This is a genomic window from Agrilactobacillus composti DSM 18527 = JCM 14202 (assembly GCF_001436375.1).
Lineage (GTDB): Bacteria > Bacillota > Bacilli > Lactobacillales > Lactobacillaceae > Agrilactobacillus > Agrilactobacillus composti.
In genome coordinates this window covers 1-281 of the sequence record NZ_AZGA01000051.1, presented here as the reverse complement: position 1 = coordinate 281, position 281 = coordinate 1, and the positions used below count along the sequence as shown (strand labels likewise).

The 281-nt window shown below is 43.4% G+C and carries 1 protein-coding gene; it reads right to left on the bottom strand.

From position 1 onward, the window contains the following. Positions 1 to 66: 66 nt before the first annotated feature. The coding region (locus FC83_RS17420) for a hypothetical protein (RefSeq protein WP_236700821.1) at positions 67 to 281 on the bottom strand (215 nt) is incomplete at its 5' end.

Here is a 281-nt window from a genome sequence, read left to right as displayed (position 1 = left end):
AATGCCAATAACAGAAAATATCACAAAGCGGTCATAGATAAGGTCGCCACTTATTAACACACCGATTTAGAAAAGGAAATCACGATAGATCGGCTGAATCATGGAAAAAAAGCCCTGCGGGCCGGGAAGGTGGTGCCAAAGAGGATACAACAGAAAGTTAGCAGCAATGATCCAGAAAGTGGATGGTTCCATAAGGGGGAACACAAGCAGGTATTTGCCTATAGTGTTCAGACAGTTTGTGAAAAACATGGCTGGATACTCGACTATACAATCAACCCAGG